The organism is Pseudomonas sp. NPDC089422 (assembly GCF_044749405.1).
GTDB lineage: Bacteria > Pseudomonadota > Gammaproteobacteria > Pseudomonadales > Pseudomonadaceae > Aquipseudomonas.
Genome location: NZ_JBIVHW010000006.1, coordinates 103,943 through 120,320, shown reverse-complemented (window position 1 = coordinate 120,320; position 16,378 = coordinate 103,943). Strand labels below are relative to the sequence as shown.

Sequence of the window (16,378 nt, the reverse complement as noted above, 5' to 3'; positions counted from 1 at the left end):
TCGCGCCCCGCTGGCAGAGGTAAAACCTTTTACCCGGCGATCAGACGCTGATGCACAGGTATTTGATTTCGAGGTAGTCCTCGATACCGTATTTGGAGCCTTCGCGGCCCAGGCCCGAAGCCTTGATGCCGCCGAATGGCGCAACTTCGTTGGAGATCAGGCCGGTGTTGATACCCACCATGCCGTATTCCAGGGCCTCGGCGACACGGAACACACGGCTCATGTCACGGGCGTAGAAGTACGAGGCCAGGCCGAACTCGGTGTCGTTGGACATGGCGATGACTTCGGCTTCGTCTTTGAAGCGGAACAGCGGCGCCAGTGGGCCGAAGGTCTCTTCCTTGGCGACAGCAGCGGTGTTCGGCACGTCGACCAGGATGGTCGGCTCGAAGAAGTTGCCTTCGATCAGCTTGCCACCGGACAGTACCTTGGCGCCTTTGCCAACGGCGTCTTCGATGTGTTCCTGGACCTTGGCGACAGCCTTGCCGTCGATCAGCGGGCCAGTGGTGGTGCCTTCTTCCAGGCCGTTACCGATCTTCAGCTTGGCGACGGCAGCGGCCAGCTTCTGGGCGAACGCGTCGTAGACGCCGTCCTGCACATAGATACGGTTGGCGCAGACGCAGGTCTGGCCGTTGTTGCGGTACTTGGAGATGATCGCGCCCTCGACCGCCTTGTCCAGGTCGGCGTCGTCGAACACGATGAACGGAGCGTTGCCGCCCAGCTCCAGGGAAACCTTCTTGATGTCCTTGGCGCATTCTTCCATCAGCTGGCGACCGATTTCGGTCGAGCCGGTGAAGGACAGCTTGCGTACCAGGGAGTTGCCGGTCAGCTCGCCGCCGACTTCGCCAGCGCTGCCGGTGACCACGCTCAGCACGCCAGCCGGGATGCCGGCACGGTTGGCCAGCTCGACCAGGGCCAGGGCGGAGTAAGGGGTCTGCGATGCAGGCTTGAGCACCATGGTGCAGCCAGCGGCCAAGGCCGGGCCGGCTTTACGGGTGATCATGGCGGCCGGGAAGTTCCACGGGGTGATGGCCGCGGTAACGCCGATCGGCTGCTTGATGACGATCAGGCGCTTGTCTGGCTGGTGGCCTGGGATGGTGTCGCCGTAGACGCGCTTGGCTTCTTCGGCGAACCACTCGATGAACGAGGCAGCGTAGGCGATTTCGCCCTTGGCTTCGGCCAGTGGCTTGCCTTGTTCGGTGGTCATCAGGCGAGCCAGGTCGTCCTGGTTCTCGATCATCAGTTCGAACCAGCGACGCAGCTTGGCCGAACGCTCCTTGGCGGTCAGTGCACGCCAGGCCGGCAGGGCCTTGTCGGCGGCTTCGATGGCGCGGCGGGTTTCCGCGGTGCCCATCTTCGGCACGGTACCGATGACTTCACCCGTGGCCGGGTTGGTCACGTTGATGGTCTGGCCGCTGTCCGCATTCAACCACTCACCGTTGATGAAGGCTTGCTGGCGGAACAACTGAGCGTCTTTGAGCTGCATGTCGGCTTCCCGAATTGTTGATTGTTTGAAAAGCGCCCAAGGCAGGGCATCGAGCGTTTGAAATCTCAAACGAATGCTAAGCGGCTGCTGGGGTGTTGGACAATAGGCTGTTCGAAAAAAAGAACGAATGGTTGAACAGCCTGTCCGGAAATGTCGCTACAGGGTAGACGAACGAGTGGAGGGAAATGTGAAAGGTAGGGCTTGCCGTGACATCTTCTGCGCTTGTGAGATCGAGCGCCGCCCGCGCGGCGCATCGCAGGCAAGCCTGCTCCTACATCTGTTTCGGGCCAGTGTTCATGTAGCCTGCGCGCGCGGCCCCCTGGTGCATGCCTCGATATTGAATGGAACGAACAAGGCGTTCGCGCGCGATGGTGCAGGCGTTACTGGCCCGAAACAAATGTAGGAGCAGGCTTGCCTGCGATGCGCCGCGCGGGCGGCGCTCGATTTACGTGCAAACACAAAATCTACGTCAGGCCCCCCAGCTCAGAACGCCTTGGCCAGGTCGATCACCAGCGCACGATAGCCAACGGAACCCGGCTGGCGGCTGTGCACCTTGAGTTCCACCAGTACCTCCTGGGTCCCTCGACGTACCTCATTGAGCACCGTGGTGGTCAGCTTCTCGGGCGTGAGGAAGTTGACCGAAGCCGAATAGATGAACTGGGTATCGGTCTCTGGTCGGTAGGCCACCACCGAGGTCACCGGGCTGTACCACTCGTCGCCGCGTTCCTTGCCGTACTCCCAGACCTGCTCGACCGTGCCCTTGGTTTCGTCGATCTTGTATTCCACCGCCCGGCTGTAGTTGCCACTGAGCTTGGTCGGTGCAAAGTCGCGCCCCCAGCCGTTGTCGAACACGGTCAGTGTGCCTTTGCCGGTCAGCCAGGCGGTGTGCTGGGTCCAGGACCAGTCGAAGCCTTCGCTTGCGACCGGTGTCAGTACCTTCTCGCGCAGGTGCTGCGGCCAGCCTTGCGGTGACGCGAGAATCCACTTCACCTGCTTGTCACGACTGATCTTCACCACACCCTGGTGCCGCGCTGAAACGATAATGCTGTCGTCATCGGCATCGTAGTCGATGGCATTGACGTGCGCCCAGTTGCGCCCGGTGCCCACCCCCGGCGTATCGCCGAACGGCAGGTCGCCTTCGGCCAGTTCGTTGGCCAGGCGGTCATCCTGCTTGTGCACACCTTCGGGCAGCTGGATCGCCGCCTTGCCCAGGGTTTCCAGCAAGTCGCCGCGATAGGGATCGAGAATCTGGTTCAGGTCCCAGAAGTCCAGCACATCCCCAGCCTCGCTGACCTCGATGATGTGGTCGCGGATCGAGCGCACCCGCTTGCCATCCGGGCGGCGGTAATCGCTGGTGCCAACACGCAGCAGGTAGGTGCCGTTGGCCGTTTCGCGGATCTCGTGGGAGAAGTCGGCGAACTTGTCCGGCAGGTTGCGCTGCCAGATGCGCCGGCCCAGCAGGTCGAACTTGGAATAGGTCTGGCCCTGCCCCCAGATCAGCTTGCCGTCGCGGGTCTGCTGGAAGCCCATGGTCCCGCCCAGGCCATCGCGGCGGTTGGAATCGTGGATCTGCTCGATGTCCAGGTACCAGCGCACGTCGCCGTTGCTGTCGGCGATCCAGTTGTTGCCAACCTGGTCCCACTCGGCGGCACCACCCAGGCCGTTCCACTTGAAGGCGCGGCCACCGGGGATGTCACCTTGCAGGTGGTTGAACAGGTACAGGCGCTGCTCGAAGCCTGGCGCCACCTTGACCGGTTCCACTTCCGGCAGCGCGGCGGTCTGCTTCGCCACCACCGGCAGGCGCACGGCCGGGGCGTAGATCTGGAACTGCTCGCGGATGCGCTCGCCGTCGAGCTTGTAGGTCACTTCCACCTGGTTGACGTGATCCGGGTACAGGCCGAATACCGGAATGCCGCCATAGGTCCACAGCGAGCGCTCCGACACCTCGTAGGCGATGTCGACACCGCGCTCGCCCTTGCCGCGCACCCGCACATGGACGGCGCTCAGGCTGCGCCCACCGTCGCGGATGATCGCGGTCAGCGGCGCCAGGCGGTACGGGTTGACCAGCACATCGCCGAGCAGCGCCTCGCCGCGCTCGGGGACCTTGGCAGTAAGGCATGCGCCTTCAGGCAGTGCAGGGGTTTCAGTCTTGGCATTCATGGCAAAGCTCCTTTTTACTCAGAAGTCGTAACGGGCGGTGGCGCCGAAGGTGCGCGGGGTACCGAGCACGCCGGCATAACCACCGTTGGCGGAGTTCCACAGGCTGGTGAAATAGGTCTTGTCGCCGGCGTTCTTCACCCACAGCGACAGGTCGACCACGCCGTCACCCTGGTCCAGGCGCACACCGGCGGAGAGGTTGACCAGCGCGTAGCTGGGGATCTGGCCGAAGTCGGAATCGTCGATGGTGCCCACCGCCCTTGAGCGGAACGCGTAGCTGGCGGTGACGTAGGGCTCGACGTGCTGGCTGGCCTGCCACTTGTATTCGCCGTTGAGGTTGGCGATGTACTTGGAGGCGCCGACCACCTGGTGGCCGGACAGGTCGCAGGTGGCGGAGGCATTGGCCAGGCTCACTTCCGGCGGGCACGGTGCGTCGTCGTACTTCAGGTAGCGCACGTCGTTCCACGAACCGTTGAAGTTGACCGTCAGGCCGCGAATCGGCAGCGCCGTGGCCTCGAATTCCAGGCCGCGCGAGCGCACGCTGCCGGCGTTGGCCAGGTACTGCACACGGTTGATCTGGTCGTAGACGTTGGCCTGGTAGCCATGCACCTCGGTCCAGAACAGGTTGGTGTTGAGTTGCAGGCGGTTGTCGAACAGCGTGCTCTTGAGGCCCAACTCGGCGTTGTTGGCCCGCTCGGTGCCTACCAGCAGTGAGTCGGTGCCCAGGCGTGGCGCGGCGCCGACGGTGAGGTTCACGCCACCAGACTTCTCGCCGTGGGTCAGGGTCGCGTAACCCAGCAGTTGCTCGTTGAAGCGGTAGCTCAGACCGAGCAGGCCGGAGGGGCTGAAGCTGTACTGGTTGAGGTCGCCTGAGTCGTAGGCACCTACCCTGCCCTGGCGCGCAGCCGCAGCAGCGCCGGTCACTGCAGCGCCGCCGGTTGGCGCATCGCGGGTCACCCACGCGCTCTTTTCCTCATAGGTGCCGCGGATGCCAGCGGTGAAGTCCAGGCGATCGGTGACGTGCCAGGTGCCCTGGGCGAACAGCGCGTAGCTGTCGGTATCGATATGGCCGTTGCCGATGGTATTGACGTTGTTCAGAGCGCCAGCCGGCGTCAGGTTCCAGATATCGGCCTGCGGCCCGTAATAAGTGAAGGACTTGTTGTCCAGGTCCTGCTTGAAGTAGTACGCGCCAAGCACGTAGTCGAAGGCGCCACCGGTAGGCGACGCCAGGCGGATCTCCTGGGAGTACTGCTTGTCGCGCACCGATACCCCGGCGCTGTAGAACACCGGCACATTGAGGCCGTCGTCGTTGCGCGGGGTGAAGTCCCACCAGCGGTAGGCGCTGATCGAGGTCAGGGTGAAGTCGTTGGGCAGGGTCCAGTTGGCCTCGACCGAGGTACCGCCCTGGAACACCGTCACCTGTTGGTCGGCATCGAAGTTGACCTTGCGATCCTTGCCCGAAACCAGGGTCGCGCCGGCCTGGGCGGCCAGGCTTTCGTAGCGGTTGACGCCATTGATGGTCGGCCCGGTGCTGTACAGGCTGAGGATGCCGTTGTTGGAGTCTTCCTCGTTGTACTCGCCGATCCAGCGCAGGTTGAAGGTTTCGCTCGGTTCGAACAGCAACTGGGTACGAAAGCCCTGGCGCTTGCCGCCATTGAGCTCGTCGCCGTTGTGGATGTTCTTCACGTAGCCGTCGTCTTCGGTCTTATACGCGCTGATGCGCCCGGCCAATGTCTCGGTGATCGGCCCGGAGTAGCTGCCCTGGGTCTGCAGGTAGCCGTCCTCGCCAACCGATTGCTGGATGCTCCCTTCCGGGTGAAAGGTCGGCTTGCGCGTGGTGATGTTCAGCACCCCCGCCGTGGTGTTCTTGCCGAACAGCGTGCCCTGCGGGCCACGCAGCACTTCCAGTTGCTCGACATCGAGCAGGTCGAACACCGCCATGCCTGGGCGGCCGAGGTAGACGTTGTCCAGATAGATACCGACGCTGCCTTCCAGGCCATCGCTGGCCGGGTTGTTGCCCAGGCCACGAATCGAGATGCTCGACTGCCGTGCATGCACATAGGCGACGTTGGTGCTGGGCACCAGCTGTTGCAGATCCTGCACACGGTAGATGCGCTGGGTTTCCAGGGTTTCGCTGCTGAGCACGCTGATCGGCGTGGGCACGCTCTGCGCGGTTTCTTCGCGGCGGCGGGCATTGACCGTGACTGTGCCGAGCTTGGCTTCCTGCTCCACGGCCGGTGCAGTGCTGACGGGTTCTTCGGCGAAGCTGCCGTTGGATGCCGCCAGCAACACGCCGGCGGCCAAGGGTTGCAAGGTGAAACGCGACGCGCGCGCAGGCCAGCGGGAAAGTCCGGACATGCAAATGCTCCTTGAGGCATGGGCCCTGGGCGAGCATTTCCGTTGGCGGAACCGAATCGCGGTCAGTCGGGCTTATATTCTTTTAGGAAATATAAATATTTGTAATTCATATTTTGTGGAATAAGTGACTCCCTTTATAAGGGGACTCGCCCTTGTCAGCAATTGCATTTGACCGAAGGTTTTAATGTAGAAAATGCATATCGATCTGCGTCAGCTGCGCCACTACATTGCCCTTGTCGAGCACCGCAGTTTTGTCGCCGCAGCTGCGGCGGTAAACCTGTCGCAATCGGCCTTCAGCCGCAGCATCCAGACCCTGGAGCACAACATCGGCTGCCGCCTGGTCGACCGCGCCAGCAAGGAGCTTTCACCCACCCGCCAGGGCCTGCTGGTGCTGGAGCACTCGCGGCGCCTGGTGCATGGCGCACATAACCTGGTCAACGAGATCCACCAGTTCAATGGCGCTACCACTGGCGTGGTGCGCTTCGGCTCCGGCCCGGCACCCGCTGGCGGCCTGGTGCCACGGGCGGTGGCGCGCTTCGTCGGCGAATACCCGGCGGCGCGCACCTGCTTCCAGGTGGATAACTGGCAGGCGCTGAACCGCAAGCTGATCGCCGAGGAGATCGAGTTCTTCGTTGCCGATACTCGCCAGTTCGAGTCCGACCCGGATTACCGCGTGCACAAGCTGGCTCCGCAGCGCTGGCACTTCTGCTGCCGGGCCGGGCACCCGCTGACCGAGCTGGCTGAAGTGCGGGCGCGGGACGTATTCGATTACCCGCTGGCGACCACGTTCCGCCCGCCGAACATCCGCAAGATCCTCAGCGAGCTCAGCGGCCGCCAGGACTTTCTGCCGACGGTGGAGTGCGAGCATGGGTATGCGCTGCTGAACGTGGTGATGCATTCGGACACCATTGGCATCGCCTGCAATGCCAACTTGCGGCCTTACCAGATGGAGCGGGGGCTGGTGGCGTTGAAACTGGTGGACCTGGCGCCGGAGCAGGAGGAAGCGTTCTATACCCGCTATGGGGTGGTGAGCCGGGTGGGGTATGGCTTGTCGCCGTTGGCGCAGGGGCTGGTCAGGCAACTGATTGCCTGTGATACCGAGGTGTAGCTGGCGGGGGCTCCGCCCCCGTTTCGCGACACAAGGCCGCTCCTACAGGAGATCGCGGCCCCCTGTAGGAGCGGCCTTGCCGGGGCGCCGGACCGGTCGGAAAGGGCCGCAAAGCGGCCCCGGCGATATCAACCTTTACGCGTGGTCAAGCTCAACTGACCATCAACCCCAACCGGCACTTCACCGGCCAAGGTCACCCGGCGCACCACCCGCGGCTGGGTGCCGTAATCATCCACCGCATAATGCTGCGTGGCGCGGTTATCCCAGATCGCCACATCCCCCGCCTCCCAGCGCCAGCGCACGGTGTTCTCCAGCCGCGTCACATGCCCCTGCAGCACCGCGAACAGGTGTTGCGAGTCGGCCAGCGAATACCCCTTGATGCGCTTGACGAAATGCCCCAGCTGCAATGCACGCTCACCACTGATCGGGTGTACCCGCACCACCGGGTGCTCAGTCTCATAGACGGTCGAGGTGAACACCTTGCGATAACGCTCAAGTTTCGCCGGGTCGACATCAGGCTTGATGCTCGCGTAGTCATATTCGTTGCTGTGCACCGCCCACAGCTTGTCGGCCAGCTCGCGCAGCGGCTCGGGCAGTTCCTGGTAGGCCGCCGCCGTGTTGGCCCAGACGGTGTCGCCGCCGGAAGCCGGCGCCACCACGCTGCGCAGGATCGAGGCCTTGGGGTAGGCATCGACGAAGGTCACGTCGGTGTGCCAGGAGTTGGCCCGCTGGCCTTCGGCACCGTCCAGTTGCAGCAGGTAGCTGGTGCCGTCCACCACCGGCACGGTGGGGTGGGCGACCGGCTCGCCGAGCAGCTTGGCGAAGCCTTCCTGGCTCAGGTCGTCCAGGTGGGTCTGGCCACGGAAGAAGATCACCTTGTGCTTCACCAGGGCAGCCTGGATGGCGTCGACGGTAGCGGCATCGAGGTCGGCGGACAGCTTCAGCCCACGGATTTCGGCACCGATGCGGCCGGCAACCGGGTGGATGTCGAGTTCGAGGGCGTGTGGCGCGGAGGCCAGTGCGGCATTGCTCATGGTCGTGGTCCTTGCGGTCATGGTCGGGTTATGGATTCAGCGGGCGGCCTGCACGGCCTGTTGGTGTTGCAGTGCGGCATCGAGGAAACGCGGTTCTATCCAGTCAGAGACCTGGAAGCCGCGGCGTATAAGGCGCTCGCGGGCGGCCAGATCAACACCCTGCTGCAACTGGGCGACGAAGTCGGCGTCCAGTCGTGGATCGAAGTAATGGGCGAGGTCTTCCTTGGCCAGGTCATCGCTGAGGATGCTGCGTGGCCAGTTGGCGTTGCTTGCCACCAGGTCGACGTACGCCTCGCGGTTGTGCTCGTCGCCCAGCCAGCTGGCTGCCTGCTCCTGGGCATTGACCAGGCGCTGTACCAGCTCGGGGTATTTGCGGATGAAATCGCCCGTCCCGAGCAATACCGCCTGGGTGCTGCCAGCACCTTTCAGGTCTCGGGAATTGACGGGCAGCTCGACCAGCCCGCGCTCACGCAGCGACAGCAGGTTGGACAAGCCCCAGGTGGCGTCGATCTGCTTGGCGGCCAGCGCAGCGTTGGCGGCGTTGAAGTCCAGGTTGATCACTTTCAGGTCGCGCTCGGACAGCCCTTGGCTGGCCAATGCGCTGGCGAACGACAACTGGTTGGCGGTGCCGCGGAAGACCGCCACACGCTTGCCCTTGAGGTCGTGCAGGGTCTTGATACCGGAGCCCGGCACCACGCCCAGATAGCTCTTCACCCCCCGCACGCCCGCTGACAGCACGCGAGTGTCGAGGCCATTGGCCTTGCCGACTATCGCCGCCAGGTCGCCCAGGTAGGCGAAGTCGGCCTGGCCGTTGGCCAAGGCTTCGTTGACCACAGGACCTGCGCCCTTGAAGAAATGCCAGTCGATGCGGATGCCATCTTTGGCGAACTCCTTTTCCAGCAATTGCTGGTCACGCAGTACATCGACCACGCCGCCTGCGCTGTGCTTGCTGCCAGCGCTCAGATCGGGCACGGCGATGCGGATGGTGTCCGGCCTGTTCGGCTCGGCAGCGTGAGCGCCGAGGGTGAAGGCCAGACCGAGGGCGGTGATCAGGTGGCGCAGTGGGGTTTTCATGGCAAGGCTCCTTGGCAGGCTGCCACCGGCGATGGCCGGCGCTTTGCCCAGAAGCTAGGCAGGTCTGGTTAGAACCTACAAAGATCAAAACTTCATTTTTTAGTAACTGAAAGACATAAATGAGGATTCATGCGGGGCGCCGGGCGGCTTGCGAGAAATGCATGGAAAATATGAGGAAAACGCAATGGCGAGGGGGTTCCGCATACATGGCTTGCATGCTCTTATCTCTTGAAAGTTGCTTGTGAGATTTTTTAATTCCATAAGCGAATAACATTGGAACGCTTCGAGAGATGGCCGATGAATGGAGTTCTCAGCAGGAATCGGGGGGGGCCGCTGCGCGGCCCATTCGCGGCGCAAGGCCGCTCCTACAGGGACCGCGCCCTTTCTGGAGAGCGGGTACTACCTTGGTTACTGCCAGCAGTGATTGCACTGCTGTGGGTCGTGGCGAGCCGGCAGCACTGGATGAGCGAGCAGATCCTGCCGGCACCTACGTTGGTGTGGCAAAGCGCGCTGGAGTTTGGCTCCGGTGAGCTTTGGGGGCATTTGTGGATAAGTCTGCAGCGGCTGTTCTGGGGGCTGTTGGCGGGCGTTGGCAGCGGCTTGCTGCTCGGCACCTGGCTGGGCACCTCACGCCAGGCGCAGACCTTGGTGCTGCCGACCTTCGTGGCCCTGGCGCAGATCCCGACCCTGGCCTGGATTCCGCTGTTCATGCTGTTCTTCGGCATCGGCGAGCTGCTCAAGCTGGTGGTGCTGGTGAAGGCCGTGGTGGTGCCGGTCACCTTGCATACCTTGGTCGGCGTACGCGATGCCCAGCCCAAGCTGCGCGAAGCCGCCGCCGCTCTGCGCCTGCCACGCCACCTGATGTTCCTGCGCCTGCTGTTGCCGGCCGCCCTGCCCGCCTTCCTCACCGGTGTGCGCCTGGCCCTGGCGACGGGCTGGACCTCTTTGCTGGCGGTTGAGTTGCTCGCCTCCAGCGAAGGTATCGGCTACCTGATGGTCTGGGGCCGGCAGCTGTTCATGCTCGACCTGGTGCTGCTGTGCATCCTGGTCATCGGCCTGGTCGGTGCGCTGCTGGAACGTGGCTTCTCGTCCCTGGAAAAGCACCTGCTGTATTGGCCGCAGCCGGCCACCGGCGAACAGCAGCGCGGGCCCATTGCAAAGGGCTGGCAAAGCCTGCTGCTACCGGCGGCATTGCTTGCGCTGTGGCAGGCAAGCAACAGCTTCGGCTGGGTCGACCCGAACATCCTCACTTCCCCGCTGGACGTACTGCGCACCCTGTTCAGCGGCCTTGCCGATGGCTCGCTGCCCGAGGCCATGCTGCTGAGCCTGCAACGTACCCTGACCGGCCTGCTCCTGGGCGGGGGCGCCGGCTTGCTCAGCGGGCTGCTACTGGGACTTTTCCACAACGCCGAACGCATCTTCGGGCCAAGCCTGTCAGCCCTGCGCCAAGTGGCGCTGTTCGCCTGGGTGCCCTTGCTCACCGCCTGGTTCGGCCTGGGCGAAGGGGCCAAGCACGTGTTCGTCGGCCTGGCCGCCTTCTTCCCGCTGCTGATCGCCACCCAGCGCGGCATCGCCAGCCTCTCGCCGCAGCTGGGCGAAGCGGCCCGCACGCTGCGCCTGAACCTCTGGCAACGCCTGCGCCTGCTGGTGCTGCCGGGGGCTGCACCGGCCATCTTTGCCGGCCTGCGCCTGTCGCTGATCTACGCCTGGCTGGGCACCATCGGTGCGGAGTACTTCATGCCCTCGGACGGTGGCATCGCCAGCCTGATGATCGGCGCCCAGCAACTGTTCCGCATGGACCAGGTCATGGCCGCCATGCTCCTGATCGGCCTGGTCGGCGCCCTGCTCGGCACCCTCGGTCAACGCCTCGAATCGCGCGCCACGCGCTGGAGAACCGCATGAACGCCTTCAATGCTTCACACCTGCTCGCGGCCAACCAGGCCGACACCACGCCGCCGCTGGTCAGTTTCGAAGGCGTCGGCAAAGTCTTCAGCGTCGATGGCCAGCCCCTCGAAGCCATCCGCAACTTCAACCTGGCCATCAACGAAGGCGAGTTCATCGCCATCGTGGGTGCCTCGGGTTGCGGCAAGTCGACCTTACTGCGCCTGCTGGTCGGGCTGGACACCGACTACAGCGGCAGCATCCGCGTAGATGGCCAGGCGCTCAGCGGCATCGGCGGCGAGCGTGGCATCGTGTTCCAGGAGCATCGCCTGTTCCCCTGGCTGACGGTAGAGCAGAACATCGCCCTGGGCCTGGTCAACGAGCACCTGACCCAGGGCGAACGCGCCCGCCGAGTGCACGAGTTCGTGCAACTGGTGGGCCTGGTCGGTTTCGAGTCAGCCTACCCGCACCAGCTGTCCGGCGGTATGGCCCAGCGTGTGGCGATTGCCCGTGGCCTGGTGGCCAGCCCGCGTATCCTGTTGCTCGACGAGCCATTCGGCGCGCTCGATGCACTGACCCGTCAGCAGCTGCAGGACGAGCTGCTGGCCATCCGCGAGCGGGCCGGCATCACCACGCTGCTGGTGACCCACGATGCCGAAGAAGCCACCTACCTTGCCGACCGGGTGGTGGTGCTGGAGCCGCGCCCAGGGCGGATCAAGTCGGTGGTGGAAGTCGACCTGCCGCACCCACGTCTGCGCACCGGGGTGGCCTTGCATGCATTACGCGAAAAGGTGCTGCACCAGATCACCGGCGACGGCGGCTACCTGCCGCCGCCAGCACGCCGGGTGGAAGGCCTGAGGCCTGAGTTGATCGCGCTGTAGCCACTGGCAGCAACGGGAATTGCGCTGGCAGTGCGAGTGTCAGCCAAGTTCACGAAGGTATTGCCAAGGGTAGATGCCACGTTCATGCCCATCGCTGAATACCAACTGCACGCCATACCCCTGCGCCACAATCCGCTCGACACGCACGTCGGCACTCACCACCGAAACCCGTCCCTGCAAGCGCGCCGCCCGGCATTGCGAGCAGGGGCAGGCGCCGCGCAGCCGGGCATGGCTGATCACTGCTGCGGTCTCGGCCCATTGCAAAGTCAGCAATCCGGGCTCGCGCTGATTGCGGATCGCGCTCGGCCCGTTCATCAAGCAGCCCCGCGCAGCTGCGCCAAGGCAATGCGCACGGCCTTGCGCACTTCCGGGTCGCTGTCCGCTTCAGCCACCTGCAACGCTGGCAAGGCGCGGGCCAGGCCCAGTTCGCCGAGCGCCAGCGCGGCTTCCTTGCGCAGGTTGGCGATGTCATGGCCCAGCAGATCGGCCAAGGCCTCCAGCGCCTCGGCATGACGCAGGCGGCCCAGCGAGCGGGCAGCGCGCAAGCGTACTTGCCAGAAGCCATCGCCCAGCGCCGCCACCAGAGCCGGCCCCGCCTGGGCATGGCCGACCTTGCCCAGCGTCGTTGCGGCTTCTTCGCGTACCTGCCAGGCGGGGTCGCGCAAAGCGCCAACCAGCGCCGGCAAAACGGCAAGGTCACGCGCAAGCCCCAGGGCACCTATCGCTGCGCGACGGACCTCGGTGTCGGGCTCGTGCTCGGCCAGGTTCGCCAAGGCAGGCAGCGCGGGCTCGTGCTTGAGCCAACCCAGAATACCCACGGCTTCGCGCCGCACCGCTGCGTCCTGATCTTGCAGTGCCCGCAGCGCAGGCCGGGCGGCGTCTTCCAGACGCAGCTCCCGCAGGGCGCGCAAGGCACTGGCGCGGACAAAGGCATCAGCGTGGCTCGTCCACGGCAGAATCAACTGGCCGGCCTCCGGGCTCTTCAATTCGCTGAGGCTCTGTGCGGCAGCCAGGCGTACTGCTTCGGCCGCATCCGCCAGAGCGGCGCACAAGGCCTGCACCACTTCCGGCTCTTCCCAGGCTTCCAGCAGGCGCGCGGCCTCGGCGCGCACGTCGTCGGCGCCATCGACCAACAGGGCATCGGTCAGCCACGGCAAAGCGTCGGGGTCTTCCAGGTCGGCCAGTTCGATCAGGGCAATGCGCCGCACGCCCGCATCGTCAGCGTCGAGGCGTGGCAGCAGTTCGAGAATATCGGGGTTGTCGGTGCTTCGTTCGGTCATAGCGCGATCCTTAGCGGCGAATGGTCAGTGACAGGCAGGCCGAGCGGCGTCAGGCGCGGCAGTTCGCGGCCCTCTTCATGGCGCAGCAAGGCCAGGCAATGGCGTTTGAGGTGGGTGAACTCAGGGCTGGTCAGCAGGCTGGCGCGGCGCGGGCGCGCAAAGTCCAGGCGCAGGTCCTCGATGAAGCGACCGGGGCGCGGGCTCATCACCAGAATGCGGTCAGCCAGGAACAAGGCTTCGTCGATATCGTGGGTGACAAACACCACGGTGGTGCGGATGCGCGCCCAGATATCCAGCAGCAGTTCCTGCATGCGCGAGCGGGTTTGCGCATCCAGGGCGCCAAAAGGTTCGTCCATCAGCAACAGCCGCGGGTGGTTGATCAGCACCCGGGCGATCTCGGCACGCTGCTGCATGCCGCCGGACAACTGGCTGGGCCAGCGCCCAGCGAAGTCGGCCAGGCCTACCAGCTGCAACATTTCACGTGCCTGCTGGCGGCGTTCGGCCTTGCCCAGGCCTTGCATCTTCAGGCCGAAAGCGACGTTGTCGAGCACGCTGCGCCACGGCAGCAAGGTGTGGTGCTGAAACACCATGCCGCGCTGCGGCGACGGCCCGGCAATGGCCTGGCCATCCACGCTCAGCTGGCCGCTGCTGGGCACCAGGTGCCCGGCCAGGGCGCCGAGCAAGGTCGACTTGCCGCAGCCGGACGGCCCGAGGATACAGACGAACTCCCCCGGCTCCACGGCAAAATCCAGGCGCTGCACCGCCTCGAAGGCCTCACGGCCCTGTCCCAGCCGAATCGACAGGCCACGCCCATCGATCCGCCCGGGCGCCTGCTGATAACCGTTCATCAGCCAGCCCTCCGCGTGCGGTACCAAGGCGTAGCCAATGCACCGAAGCGTTTGACCAGCGCGCTGCTGCCCATGCCCAGCATACCGATCAACAGCATGCCGACGATGATGTCCGGGTAGTTCTGCAAGGTGTAGGACTCCCAGGTGTAGTAACCGATGCCGAACTGCCCGGCGATCATCTCGGCAGTGACCAGGCAGAACCACGAGGTGCCCATGCCGATGGCCAGGCCCGTGACGATGCTCGGCAACGCGCCGGGCAATACCACTTCGCGCAGGATCGCCCAGCGCCCGGCACCGAGGCTGCGCGCCGAGGCCACCAGCCGCGGGTCGACGGACTCCGCGCCATGCATGGTGTTAAGCAGGATCGGGAACAGCGCGCCGGTGAAGGTAATGAATACCATCGACAGCTCCGACGACGGGAACATCAGGATCGCCAACGGAATCCACGCCACTGCCGGTATCGGCCGCAGCACTTCGAGTGGCGGCAGCAAGGTGTCTTCGGCCCATTGCGAGCGGCCGATCAACAGCCCCAAGGCCACGCCCAGCAGTGCCGCAGCGGCATAACCGGCAAACACCCGCGACAGGCTGCTGCCCAGGTGCGCCAGCAGTGCGCTGGAGGCAAGCAACTGCCAGGCCGCAGCCAGCACCGACTGCGGCGTGGGGACGTAGGTGAAGGTCAGCAGGCCAAGGTCCAGCTTGACGCTGGCCGCTAGCTGCCAGAACAACAGGCAGGCCAGCAACGAAGCCAGGCGCACGGGCCAGCGCTTGAGGTCGCGGGTCATGTCGATGCCTCCCGGTCAACGCTGGGCAACCAGCTTCTGGTTGGCACTGACGAAGTCCAGCGCTTCACCGCCATGGGCCTTGGCGTACTGCTCGGCCTGGTCCTTGAGCAGGAATGCGGCCAGCTCACCCTTGGCGTTGCGCACGAACCAGGCCTGATTGGCCAGCAGCTTGATGCCGCTGTCGGCAGCCTGGGCGTAGATCGCGCGGATGTCCTTGCCTTCCTGCTCCAGCTGGGCCAGAGCGCCAAGGGCGGCTTCCGGCGAGGCGTAGTGGCGCACCTTGTCTTCACCGCGCACCCAGATCTGCGCCAGGCGGCTGAAGTCGGTGATCGGCTTGCCCGTGAGCGCGTCGTTGGCCTTGAGCGGCAGCGGGTCGTAGTTTTTCAGCGCCTTGTCGTAGTCCTGGCCGGCCTGTTTGAAGGCCGCACGGATGTACTGGTCGTCGATGAACCGGTCGGTATCGAGGCCGCGGTCGGTCTTTTTCAGCAGCTTGAGCGTGTCAATGGAGGTCGCTACTGCCTGGCGGTATTCCGGCTTCCAGGTCAGGTCACGGGTCTGCAGGCCGAGCGGGCCGTGGAACAGGTAATTGACCTCAGCCTCGATGCCGGTGACCTTCTCGATCAGCTCGCTGTACTTCTCCGGTTCGGCAGCGATCAGGCGGTCGGCTTCAAGGCTGGCGCGCAGGTAGGCGGTAACCACTTCCGGGTACTTCTTCGCGTAGTCGGCATCGACCAGGGCGCCATGGAACGTAGGCGCGTTGGCCTGGGCGCCGTCGTAGATCTTGCGGGCAAAGCCGCGGTTGGGGAACAGCTCGGCGAACGGCACAAAGTCGGCGTGGGCTTCGATGCGGTTGCTGCGCAGGGCAGAACCGGCGATCTCCGGCGCCTGGGCGATGATTCGCACATCCTTCTGCGGGTCCCAGCCCTGGGCCGCGACGGCGCGCAGCAGCATGCCGTGGGCGGTGGAAGCGAACGGCACGGAGATGGTCTGGCCCTTGAGCTCCGCCAGCGACTGCACCTTCGATGCTGCCGGTACGACGATGCCGTTGCCGCTGCCGTGCACACTGCCCGACAGCACGCTGATGAACAGGCTGCGCTTGCCGGCATCCAGGTGCGCGACGCCGTTGAACGAGCCAGGGAAGTCGGCCATGGCGCCGAAGTCGAGCTTGCCGGCGACCATCTCGTTGGTCAGCGGCGCGCCACTGGTGAAGTTCTTCCACTCGACCTGGTACTGGGCATCCTTGTACTTGCCGTCGTGCGGCAGGTACTTGTCAAGCAGGCCCAGCTCGCGGATCAGCAGGCCGCCGGTGGCGCAGTTGATGGTGGTGTCCTGGGTGCCGATGGCGATGCGGATGGTTTCGGCACTGGCATTCAGGCCGGTGAGCGCCAGCGCGAGGCCGGCCACGGTTGCTACAAGGCGCATGGGTGTTTCCCCTCGAATCGTTTTGAGTGCTGGAATCGTCTCCGCCGCCTGGCTTGTGGGGTGGGAAACG

At 64.7% G+C, this 16,378-nt stretch carries 13 protein-coding genes; 3 read left to right on the top strand and 10 right to left on the bottom strand.

Translation table 11 applies throughout. The annotated features are described in order from the left end of the window. Positions 1–40: 40 nt before the first annotated feature. The 3 genes from gabD to ACIPZ8_RS13120 all read right to left on the bottom strand — a co-directional run bounded on the left by gabD (position 41) and on the right by ACIPZ8_RS13120 (position 5,998). Positions 41–1,483 (bottom strand): NADP-dependent succinate-semialdehyde dehydrogenase, encoded by a 1,443-nt coding sequence (gene gabD, locus ACIPZ8_RS13130; protein ID WP_400723542.1) that lies wholly within the window; start codon positions 1,481–1,483, stop codon positions 41–43. A 483-nt stretch (positions 1,484–1,966) separates the two neighbouring features. Continuing rightward, positions 1,967–3,643, bottom strand: a complete 1,677-nt coding sequence (locus tag ACIPZ8_RS13125) for an aryl-sulfate sulfotransferase (protein WP_400723539.1) — start codon at positions 3,641–3,643, stop codon at positions 1,967–1,969. A gap of 18 nt (positions 3,644–3,661) precedes the next feature. Continuing rightward, on the bottom strand, positions 3,662–5,998 hold the full coding sequence (locus ACIPZ8_RS13120) for a TonB-dependent receptor (protein WP_400723536.1): 2,337 nt from the start codon (positions 5,996–5,998) through the stop codon (positions 3,662–3,664). A gap of 193 nt (positions 5,999–6,191) precedes the next feature. On the opposite strand from ACIPZ8_RS13120, the gene ACIPZ8_RS13115 reads away from it, so the two are divergent. Beyond that, positions 6,192–7,106 (top strand): LysR family transcriptional regulator, encoded by a 915-nt coding sequence (locus tag ACIPZ8_RS13115; protein ID WP_400723533.1) that lies wholly within the window; start codon positions 6,192–6,194, stop codon positions 7,104–7,106. A 128-nt stretch (positions 7,107–7,234) separates the two neighbouring features. Here ACIPZ8_RS13115 and ACIPZ8_RS13110 read toward each other — a convergent pair whose 3' ends face one another. Continuing rightward, positions 7,235–8,140, bottom strand: a complete 906-nt coding sequence (locus ACIPZ8_RS13110; protein ID WP_400723530.1) for a TauD/TfdA dioxygenase family protein — start codon at positions 8,138–8,140, stop codon at positions 7,235–7,237. Positions 8,141–8,176: 36 nt separating this feature from the next. Beyond that, complete coding sequence (locus ACIPZ8_RS13105) at positions 8,177–9,214, bottom strand: ABC transporter substrate-binding protein (RefSeq protein WP_400723527.1); 1,038 nt, start codon at positions 9,212–9,214, stop codon at positions 8,177–8,179. A gap of 297 nt (positions 9,215–9,511) precedes the next feature. Here ACIPZ8_RS13105 and ACIPZ8_RS13100 point away from each other — a divergent pair, with 297 nt between their 5' ends. Both ACIPZ8_RS13100 and ACIPZ8_RS13095 read left to right on the top strand, forming a co-directional pair. Beyond that, positions 9,512–11,116, top strand: coding sequence for an ABC transporter permease (locus ACIPZ8_RS13100; RefSeq protein WP_400723524.1), 1,605 nt, complete (start codon positions 9,512–9,514; stop codon positions 11,114–11,116). After that, positions 11,113–11,976, top strand: coding sequence for an ABC transporter ATP-binding protein (locus tag ACIPZ8_RS13095; RefSeq protein ID WP_400723521.1), 864 nt, complete (start codon positions 11,113–11,115; stop codon positions 11,974–11,976). The genes ACIPZ8_RS13100 and ACIPZ8_RS13095 overlap by 4 nt, the downstream gene beginning before the upstream one ends. A 39-nt stretch (positions 11,977–12,015) precedes the next feature. Here ACIPZ8_RS13095 and ACIPZ8_RS13090 read toward each other — a convergent pair whose 3' ends face one another. The 5 genes from ACIPZ8_RS13090 to ACIPZ8_RS13070 are packed head-to-tail and all read right to left on the bottom strand — an operon-like array spanning position 12,016 to position 16,308. Further along, complete coding sequence (locus ACIPZ8_RS13090) at positions 12,016–12,291, bottom strand: DUF971 domain-containing protein (RefSeq protein ID WP_400723518.1); 276 nt, start codon at positions 12,289–12,291, stop codon at positions 12,016–12,018. Next, positions 12,291–13,256: a HEAT repeat domain-containing protein gene (locus tag ACIPZ8_RS13085; protein WP_400723515.1), complete on the bottom strand. Its 966-nt coding sequence runs from the start codon at positions 13,254–13,256 to the stop codon at positions 12,291–12,293. Before ACIPZ8_RS13085 ends, ACIPZ8_RS13090 begins: the two co-directional genes overlap by 1 nt. Continuing rightward, entirely contained in the window at positions 13,253–14,104 is an 852-nt protein-coding gene (locus ACIPZ8_RS13080) for an ABC transporter ATP-binding protein (RefSeq protein WP_400723512.1), read from the bottom strand. The genes ACIPZ8_RS13085 and ACIPZ8_RS13080 overlap by 4 nt, the downstream gene beginning before the upstream one ends. Next, positions 14,104–14,886: an ABC transporter permease gene (locus ACIPZ8_RS13075; RefSeq protein WP_400723509.1), complete on the bottom strand. Its 783-nt coding sequence runs from the start codon at positions 14,884–14,886 to the stop codon at positions 14,104–14,106. Before ACIPZ8_RS13075 ends, ACIPZ8_RS13080 begins: the two co-directional genes overlap by 1 nt. Before the next feature lie 15 nt (positions 14,887–14,901). Further along, a complete protein-coding gene (locus tag ACIPZ8_RS13070) occupies positions 14,902–16,308 on the bottom strand; it encodes an ABC transporter substrate-binding protein (protein WP_400723506.1) in 1,407 nt (468 codons plus the stop codon). Between the last annotated feature and the right edge of the window lie 70 nt (positions 16,309–16,378).

Excerpts from the sequence above, each read along its gene's own strand:
- gabD (WP_400723542.1), bottom strand. The coding sequence starts at position 1,483 with ATGCAGCTCAAAGACGCTCAGTTGTTCCGCCAGCAAGCCTTCATCAAC.
- ACIPZ8_RS13125 (WP_400723539.1), bottom strand. The coding sequence starts at position 3,643 with ATGAATGCCAAGACTGAAACCCCTGCACTGCCTGAAGGCGCATGCCTT.
- ACIPZ8_RS13120 (WP_400723536.1), bottom strand. The coding sequence starts at position 5,998 with ATGTCCGGACTTTCCCGCTGGCCTGCGCGCGCGTCGCGTTTCACCTTG.
- ACIPZ8_RS13115 (WP_400723533.1), top strand. The coding sequence starts at position 6,192 with ATGCATATCGATCTGCGTCAGCTGCGCCACTACATTGCCCTTGTCGAG.
- ACIPZ8_RS13110 (WP_400723530.1), bottom strand. The coding sequence starts at position 8,140 with ATGAGCAATGCCGCACTGGCCTCCGCGCCACACGCCCTCGAACTCGAC.
- ACIPZ8_RS13105 (WP_400723527.1), bottom strand. The coding sequence starts at position 9,214 with ATGAAAACCCCACTGCGCCACCTGATCACCGCCCTCGGTCTGGCCTTC.
- ACIPZ8_RS13100 (WP_400723524.1), top strand. The coding sequence starts at position 9,512 with ATGAATGGAGTTCTCAGCAGGAATCGGGGGGGGCCGCTGCGCGGCCCA.
- ACIPZ8_RS13095 (WP_400723521.1), top strand. The coding sequence starts at position 11,113 with ATGAACGCCTTCAATGCTTCACACCTGCTCGCGGCCAACCAGGCCGAC.
- ACIPZ8_RS13090 (WP_400723518.1), bottom strand. The coding sequence starts at position 12,291 with ATGAACGGGCCGAGCGCGATCCGCAATCAGCGCGAGCCCGGATTGCTG.
- ACIPZ8_RS13085 (WP_400723515.1), bottom strand. The coding sequence starts at position 13,256 with ATGACCGAACGAAGCACCGACAACCCCGATATTCTCGAACTGCTGCCA.
- ACIPZ8_RS13080 (WP_400723512.1), bottom strand. The coding sequence starts at position 14,104 with ATGAACGGTTATCAGCAGGCGCCCGGGCGGATCGATGGGCGTGGCCTG.
- ACIPZ8_RS13075 (WP_400723509.1), bottom strand. The coding sequence starts at position 14,886 with ATGACCCGCGACCTCAAGCGCTGGCCCGTGCGCCTGGCTTCGTTGCTG.
- ACIPZ8_RS13070 (WP_400723506.1), bottom strand. The coding sequence starts at position 16,308 with ATGCGCCTTGTAGCAACCGTGGCCGGCCTCGCGCTGGCGCTCACCGGC.